Genomic DNA, 8,681 nt, shown 5'->3' with positions numbered 1-8,681 from the left:
TCAACCACAGAGGCACGATGGACACAGAGGTTTGCAATCAAGACCGGCTTCAGATCTCTGCGCTCATCGTGCCTCTGTGGTGGATTCATTGCTGAGATACAGACCTGTTTTCAATTGATCGTGGTATAACATTCCCTTGCTAAAACCAACGCCCCCTCTTCCTCCAGCACCATCGAGTCCATGGAGCCAGGCAATTGAGACCAGTCTGTCACTCCCTGACAGAAAACCGCCATCTCAATCACCAACCTCAGTCATTCCCTTGCTCTCCATTCCCTTGCTAAAAAACCAACGCCCCCAGCTCCGGCTCCATATCAGTGCCAGTCATTGTACAGTCAGTGGTCCAATTCCGGCTCCAGCCCCCAACTCCCCGACAGAGCCACCACTTTCTCAAAGTCTAAACTCAGTCATTCCTCTGCCTAACATTCCTCTGCCTAAATCAGCGGCCCCGCAGCATCCAGAACAGAGAACAAAGAACAAAGAACCCCACTCCCTCTCCCCCTTTTTTGCGACTTTTTGCGCCCTTTTGCGGCCCCAATTCCGGTCACCCTCACTCCTTCACAAAATCCCTCATCTCATACAGCTTCGGGTCCCGCACCGGCTGTTTCCGCGCAGCCTTGGCGCGCGAGATCATCTGTGAAAACAGCGCATCCCCCGCGTCCCCTTCGTCCATCCCCCCAAACTGCTCCTCCAGCTTTTCCGGGTCCTCCCCCGCCTCAAGCCGACGCACCATCTCACGCAGTTCCGGCGGCGTCTTGTCCCCCATCATCTCCGTCATCTTGCGCATGAAGTGGCCCAGCTGACGCGGATCAGGGTTCTCCTCGTTCATGCTCCCCATCTCCCGCTCCATGTCCGCCATGAAGCTCTCCATCTTCGCATCATCCACCCCCGCAAACGGATCATCCGCCGACTCCTCCTTCGCCTTCCCGATCACCGCAAACGCCGACACCCGCTTCTCCATTCTCAAACCCTCGCCATCCGGACACACCGGCAGCTTGTCCCGATACGCCAGCGAACGCGCCAGGAAGGAATACAGCTTGTTGTTGTCAGGGCAGTAGAACTCGTAAATCGGCATGAGAGGTAAGGTTGGAAAAAGGTTTCCTCCAAATATAGCCAGCCCACTCCACCCCTCAAGCCCCGCAAAACATCCGCCGCCCTTTCCGTCCTTCCCACGCCTTCCGCAGTCCCACCCTCCCAAAACTTCATCTCTGCGGCTTTCCAATCTCTGCGGTGCAAAATCAGTCTCCATTCAGAGCACGTAGTGGGGGTCGTAGCCCGCTCTGGAAGCGCCACAACACCCCAGAGTTCAAATGAGCCAGCGCACGTATGGTAGTACCGGCTTTAGCCGGAATCTGGAAGCGTGCTTCATCAAAAACGCCCCCAAACACCACTGCCATCCTCCAGAGCAAAATCCCAGAGCCTCAATCTCCAGAACTCATCTCTGCGGTTTTCTCATCTCCTGAATAACTCACGCTGAGTTCCCCCCATCCCACAGGCTCTGTTCATAAAATGATTTTACCCCTCATCATTTTACCCGTTTCAGCTCCGTGGACTCCATCGTTTGCTCCACGCCCTCCCCCTCCCAGCGCGGTAGTTACCATTTGTTCCACAATCCAGCCGCCTTGAGTTCAGTTGCTTTGCGTCCTAAAATCAGTCCCCCCCTCCCTAAACCTTCACTTGTCAGTTCCGGCTTCCGTCTGTTCCGCGCTTTCCGTAGGCCATCCAAAGTTTGGCTCCCCCTCCGTAAATCTTCACTTGGCAGAACCCCCATTCATCGGCACTCCATGCTCAGTGCCCGCCCTCTTCACGCCCCCCGATCACTTCCGCGAACTCTCGCGCGTCGAAATCTTCCCCGACCCCGCCCGCCCCCTCGAAGTCGATCTCGGCTGCGGCGACGGCACCTTCCTCACCGGCATGGCCGCCCACCACCCCGAGCGCGACTTCCTCGGCGTCGAGCGCATGCTCGGCCGCGTCATCAAAACCGGGCGCAAGATCGACAACCAGCAGCTTCCCAACGCCCGCATCATGCGCCTCGAAAGCGCCTACACCGTCGGCTGGCTCCTCCCCACCTCCGGCGTCTCCCGCCTCCACCTCCTCTGCCCCGATCCCTGGCCCAAGAAAGGCCACACCGCCCGCCGCCTCGTCAATCAAAGCGAATTCCTCGACGGCCTCCACCGCATCCTCACCGACGGCGGCGAATTCCTCCTCAAGACCGACGACCAGCCCTACTTCGAAGACGCCCTCGCCAGCTTCGCCACCCGCGAACACCAGTTCACCCGCATCGACTGGCCCGCCGACGCCTTCTTCTATCCCACCACCGACTTCGAAACCGACTGGCTCCACATGGGCCGCACCATTCACCGTGCGAGATGGCAGAAAATCGGACGTTAAAGTCCGACCATGCTCCGCCGCAGCCTCCTCCTCCTCTTCGCCCTCAGCCTCAGCCTCAGCCTGAGCATCAGCCACGCTGAAGAAACCCGCACCCGCATCGCCCTCGCCGGAGACTCCACCGTCACCGACAAAGCCGGCTGGGGAGCCGCCTTCGCCAAACTCCTCGGCCCCAACGCCGAGTGCCTCAACTTCGCCGCCGGCGGCCAAAGCTCCAAAAGCTTCCGCGACACCGGCAACTGGAAAAAAGTCCTCGACTCCAAACCCGCCTACATCCTCATCCAGTTCGGCCACAACGACATGCCCGGCAAAGGCCCCAAACGCGAAACCGACCCCGCCACCACCTTCCCGCAGAACCTCACCCGCTTCATCGAAGAAGCCCGCGCCATCGGCGCCAAACCCATCCTCGTCACCTCCCTCACCCGCCGCATTTTCGACAACAACAAAATCCGCGGCGAACTCAAACCTTGGGCCGACGCCGCCACCAAAGTCGCCACCGAACAGCAGGTCCCCCTCGTCGACCTCTTCACGCGCAGCGTAAACCTGCACAACAAGCTCGGAATTGCGGAATCCGACACATTCAACCCCACAGTTGTCCGCCCCCCCACCGAAGCCCAAACCACCGATCGCACCCATCTCAACGCCCACGGCGCCGAAGTCATCGCCGCCATCATCGCCGAAGAACTCCACAAAGTGGCCCCCGATCTCGCCAAGCTCCTGAAGTAACTCAGTGCAACGTCTTGCAGCTTGGCGCAGCCCGCAAAGACGTCTATGATCCAAGCCGTGAAGTTGATGCCGCGTCAGTTCCAAAGATTCCGGTGCCTTGCATGGGCGCTGGCCCTCGCTTTGGCGTTGAAAATCAACGCACAAACCACCCCAAAACCCTGGGCCGAGCGCGAAACAAAGCTGGCCAATGAATATCTGTCACTTCTGGTGCAACAACCGGAATACGGACGCGTCCTGGACCTCCTTTGGGCCCTTTATGAGAAACACGACGCAACCAAGCTCCTCGTCGAAAACGTCTCCCAGCAGGCCGAGAAGTCCAAGTTTGAAGCCGTCAAAATCGTCGAAGCCCACCTCATCCGCCGCAGCGGCGACCTGAAACGCGCTGCACAACTTTACGACGATCTGCTCAAGGCTGCACCAAACAACCTCATCCTTCTCAAATCACGCGCCGAAGTCGCCCGCGAACTCTCCGACCCCGCCACGGCTTTCACCCTCATCAAAAAAGCCGCTGAGCTCACGCCCGCCGAAGATCCCCAGGCCCCCCAGATGTGGATCGAACTGGGGGGGCTTGCCATGGCAAGTGGAAGAAATGCAGAGGCAGCCGATGCATATGAGCGCGCCGCGCTGCAAAAGCCGCAGGACATCGACCTCGCCCGCCAGGTGGCGCAGCTCCTTTTGCAGGCGGGTTTTCCAGAACGTGCAGCGAATTTCTTCTCCAAGCTGGCCGATCAAAAAGACCCCCAGCGCAAACTCGATGCCCTCTACGACCTGGCGCGCATCTACGAACACGCCGATCAGTTTGCCAAAGCTGACAAAGCCCTCACCGACGGGCTGGCCCTTCTGCATTTCCGGGACGGTCGTTATTTTGATTTTTTCCGCAGGCGAGTGCGACTTCATGAACGCTTCGGAACCTTGGAGGATCTCCGCAAGACCTTGGTGGAAGCCGCCAAGGCTTCCCCTCCTTCAGAACAGACCCTGCTGGATGCATCCCGTTTCTTTGAACTGACCGTCGAACCCGATGAGCAGGTCCGCTGGCTGCGCGCCCTGGTCCAGGCAGTTCCCCAGGTGGAAGATTACCGCTGGCAGCTGGTGAGAACCCTGCTGGATCACGAAGGTGCCGCAGAGGCTGCCAAGCTGCTCGATGAGCGCATTAAAAACGACGGCAGCGATGTGCCCGCCATTGTGCTGCTGCGTTGTGAGGCCGATTTGCGCAATGGAGATGCAAACAGTGCAAAAGAGCGCCTGTTGAAGCTGCTCGAAATGCAAAGCTCCACCGACGTGGAAAAGCAGGTTTTGAGTTTTGCTCAAACCCGGGCGCTCGACGCCGTCATTGAAAAAATCCTCCGCTCACGAGTGGAACGCGATCCACAAAAAGCAGAAGCGGTCTTTGATCTGGCGGCATTTTTCCGCGCACGCCGTGATGTGGTGTCTGAAGACAAGCTGCTGCACGGATTTACCGAAAGCGCGCCCACTCCGGAGGAACGGCAGAAGCGGCTGAGCGACGCCTCGACCTTCCTGGCGGCAAGCAACAATCTCGACAGCGCGATCATCCTGGCACGTGAAGCAGTTTCGAAACCTGGTGCAAGCCGTGGTGCCTGGCTGCATCTGGCGGAACTGCTCGCTGAGCAGGGCGAGAATGACGAGGCTGCGGAATGGATCGAAAAGGCCTGGCATGCCAGCACGACGGACGAGGAACGCGTGGATGTGGATGAGCGCATGCTCTCGATCCTGATGGGAGACACCAAGACGGCGGTCAAGCCTGTGACGAACGGTGAGTTCAAGCTGCCTGATGCATTTACTGGCACGGGCTTTGCGAGCGACGACACCGAAGGCACGAAGCGTGAAAATCTGCCGGAGCGGGTGCTGGAATTCGCACAAAAAGTCATTTCCAGCGCACGGAAGATTGATCCCAAATCCAAAGACACCCAAGCCACGAGGTTTCGAGGTTGTTGGTGGGCGGTGCGGACCAGCCAGTTCGAAGATGCGTATCAATTGTTGAATGCTTTGGAATTTGATCCGGTGATGGAGAAAAAACAGCCAGCCTCACTGGTGCTGGAGCAGCTGAAACTGGATTTGGCGCAGGAGGATGAAAACTATGCACTGATGGAGCGGCAGCTGCGGCGGCTGTCTGAACTGGATGCCGCAGGACGTGTGCGGTACACGCTGCGGCTGGCGGAACTGCTGATGGAGTCGGAGCGGCGGGTGGACTCGGAAACGAGCAGCCCCGGGTGGAAGAGCAACAATCCCCTGCCGCCACCGGGCGTGGCTGCGGCGAAGTTGCTGGAAAGCACGTATCGCGAGTTTCCAGACTCAGGGCAGCTTCTCTCCGCACTATCCCAAATTTATTTCCTGCAACGCCGTGCGGATGATGCGCTGGCGCTGTGGAAGCAGGCGGTGAAGCGGATCGAAGGCCCGGCAGCCATCCCACTGCTGGAGAACTATGCGGACATCCTGCTGCGGCAGCATCGCATCACGGACCACGTGGAAGTGCAGGCGCAGATTTTGGAACGTGAGACGGATGTGAAGCGCCGCCGCGAAGTGCTGCGCCGCTGCATCGACCGGCTGACGTTTTCTGATGCAAGCGGCGGCGAACTGGCACCGAGTGTGATGCGCGACCTCCTGAAGCTGCTGGAACACGCACTTCTGGAGCGTGTGCAGCGGCATCCGTTTGACGGATTTTATCATGAGGCACTGGCGCAGGTGTATGAGCGCGGTGGCGATCATGTGAAGGCGTTCGCGAGCATGAAGCAGGCGTATTACACCGCGCCGGACACCCCCTTTTCTCTGGACCAACTGCGCGATGCGGCGCTGAAGGTGGCAGACCTGAAGTCGGCGATTTATTTCCAGAAACAGATCGCGGCAGTGGCTCCACCCAAGGAGATCGCGGCCGAGTCGCGGCGGCTGGTGGAACTGCTGGAACAGACGTTTCAAATCACCGAGGCGGACCGCGTCAGGCGACGCCTTGAGAGCCGGTTTGCCCAGGATGCGGCAGCGCTGGAGGAACTGGCGAAGTACTATCAAAGCTCGGGGCAAGATGAGGCTGAACGAAGGGTGTATGAGCAGATGACCCAAGTGCGCTCGTGGGATGGCCGTGCGCGGTTGCGCCTGGCCCTGAAGTGTCTGCGATTTGCCGATGAAACAGAGGCTGAGAAGCAGCTTCAGGCGGTGCTGGCCACGCCTGTCAAAGTGCTCAATTATCCAACCACGGGTGTTCGCGCGCCGCTGCCACTGACGGACACGCGGCGCACAAGCGGGGGCGTAACAACGGGGGACATCGTCTCGCTGCTGGATCTCGCCCCTGGTCTGGAGCGCAAGGAACTGGACTCACTGCGAGCGTTCCTTGGCCAGCCAAGAGCAGAGTTTGCTGAGCTGCCGGAAGACGCTGCTTTGGTTCGACTGCGGGCGATTGAAGAGCTGGCAAAACTGCGCAACACCCATGGTGGGGAGAAACTGAACGAGTGGATCCATCAATGGAGCACCAGTGAACAGGCGAATGAAGTGGAGAAACTCTGGGCGCTGTTTTATGCGGGTGCAGGCACGGAGTTTCGCGTGGTGCTCAAGAAGGTGCTGCCAGACACCACCACGCTGGAGGCGCAGTTTGCGATGCTTTGGCTGATGCTTCACAGCCATGGGATGGATGAGGCCGTGCGTTGGGCCAGCGAAAAAGGCTGGTCGCCAGAAGTGCTGAAATCACGGGCCAGCCTGCTGCAGGCCTGTGTCTCCATGCTGGTGGATGTGAACAGTTTCCGCTTCCGTCCCAGCAGTCTCGCTCAGTTAGGCAGCTGCCGGGTGCTGCGCAACGCCGCCATCGTGGAACTGACCCGCAAGCTGCAGGACAAGCAGCGATATGAAGAGGCGCTGGCGCTGGGCGCGAGCCTGCCCATCAATTCACCGGAGATGGAAATGGACTACTCGCTGTTCCTCGCGCGCATCGCGGAAAGCGCGGAGCGTTGGGAACTGGCACGGCAGTATCTTGATGTGGCGGTGCGCGGCCCGGTGTCCGCAGAAAACTACCGGACCACCTACGATCCCTTTTTGCTAAGCCTGTCTTCACTGAGCCGCATGACCAGCTCTGAGGGGCAACGCGGGGAGGCGCTGCAGGATGCCTGGCGCAGGTTGCAACGCACCCAGCCCTCGGCGCTGACGGCCATTCGCAAGGCGGCGGTGGCGGGCTTGTCGGGTGCGGATCAAACCGGTGGCGAATCACTGGGCCGGTTTCTCTCCGGGCCGTTCATCGCCCAACGTGATATGACGGATTCCAAAGGCAGCCTGCAACTTCAAGGATCGTCACGCTATGAAGAACCTCCACATCTGCGCAGTCTGTGGGAGGAAACGCGGGAGATCGAGGCGCTGCTGGTGCAGCAGGGCATTGGCGGTGTGGTTAAAGACGCGAACGCCGCCCTGGCCAAGCACTACGGAGCCACCATGCTGGGCCCACGCTCGGATTCGGAATTTGGCGAATGGCGCATCAATGACCTGCTGGGCAGGCTGCGTGCCGTGGACTACCCCACGCGTCGGCGCCTCATCCGCGAGCACCTGGCAGCGGTCGATCTTCGCACGGAGCACTCAGTGGATACCCTCGGCAACCTCGGCAGCCGTTTGGAGAGCGCGGGCTTTGTGCGTGAGGCCATCGACATTTACAGCATGCTGCCAGACCGTGCGCCGTCGAATCCCGACTATGCGCTGTGGCTGCTGCGCGTGTGTGAAACGTCGATGGAGATCGAGCCGGGGCTGAGCTTTTCATTGAAGCTGCTGCTGGCCGAGCCCCCGCTCAAGCCGCCGCAACCGGGTGATGACACCCTGCGCGAAAAGCATGCGCTGTTCCTCGCGCGCAATTTCAATGTGGATGAGCTGCGCCGTCAGGGTTTCCGCGAACAGTTTACCCAGGTGCTCGAACGCCGTCGCCCGCATGAGGTTTCCTACCTGCGTGAACTCGGCCTGCTGCATGAACGCATGCAGAACGACCAGGCGGCTCTCTCCGCCTGGGATCGTCTTCACGCCTGCTATGTGGCGAATGATCAGGCAGGCACGGATCTCGACATCGAGGCCAGTTTGCATCGGGGTCAGATTCTGCAGCGCCTTGCGCAACCTCAGGCCGCACTCAAACTTCTGCGTGAGGTGCCTCTCGCCGAGCCGTTGGACCCTGTAGCTCAGGACCTGCTGAAACTGCGCTGCCAGATCGCCACCGCTGCCGGTGCCTGGGATGATGTGCGTGATCTGATGACGCTGTGTGTCGAACGTAAATCCCTGCCCTGCGTGGTGGCGCTGGCCACGGGGCTGCGCACTCATGACCGTGCAGCCGAGGCGCTGAACCTGCTCACGCAGGCGGATCGAACCATCAAGGGAGACCATGAACGTTTCACACTGCGGCTGGAGCAGCTTAAGGTGCTGGCAGCAGCAGCTGACTGGGCGCCCGAACGCGGGCGGGCGCAGATCGCCGCGCTGTTCCGCACCACGACCCGGGATCAGGATACTCTCAAGGACATGCACGCCTGGCTCAAAGGACTGGCCAAAGGCAAACAGGCCGCAGGCTGGGCCGCGATGCTGCGCACCGAGGCGCGGGCTGGCAC

General features: G+C 60.1%; 4 protein-coding genes. 3 read left to right on the top strand and 1 reads right to left on the bottom strand.

The genetic code is table 11. From position 1 onward, the window contains the following. Positions 1–547 precede the first annotated feature (547 nt). Complete coding sequence (locus WAW39_RS06805) at positions 548–1,072, bottom strand: cytochrome C (protein ID WP_422317100.1); 525 nt, start codon at positions 1,070–1,072, stop codon at positions 548–550. 716 nt (positions 1,073–1,788) lie between these two features. On the opposite strand from WAW39_RS06805, the gene trmB reads away from it, so the two are divergent. The 3 genes from trmB to WAW39_RS06790 all read left to right on the top strand — a co-directional run. Next, positions 1,789–2,388 carry a tRNA (guanine(46)-N(7))-methyltransferase TrmB gene (gene trmB / locus WAW39_RS06800; protein ID WP_422317098.1) on the top strand — a complete coding sequence of 200 codons (600 nt, stop codon included), beginning with the start codon at positions 1,789–1,791 and terminating at the stop codon, positions 2,386–2,388. A 9-nt stretch (positions 2,389–2,397) separates the two neighbouring features. Beyond that, positions 2,398–3,111 (top strand): rhamnogalacturonan acetylesterase, encoded by a 714-nt coding sequence (locus tag WAW39_RS06795; RefSeq protein ID WP_422317096.1) that lies wholly within the window; start codon positions 2,398–2,400, stop codon positions 3,109–3,111. Between the two features lie 126 nt (positions 3,112–3,237). After that, the coding region (locus tag WAW39_RS06790; protein WP_422317094.1) for a tetratricopeptide repeat protein at positions 3,238–8,681 on the top strand (5,444 nt) is incomplete at its 3' end.

The organism is Prosthecobacter sp. (genome assembly GCF_049294395.1).
Lineage (GTDB): Bacteria > Verrucomicrobiota > Verrucomicrobiia > Verrucomicrobiales > Verrucomicrobiaceae > Prosthecobacter.
Note: the sequence above shows the minus strand (reverse complement) of the source record. Positions and strands in the feature narration are given on the sequence as shown.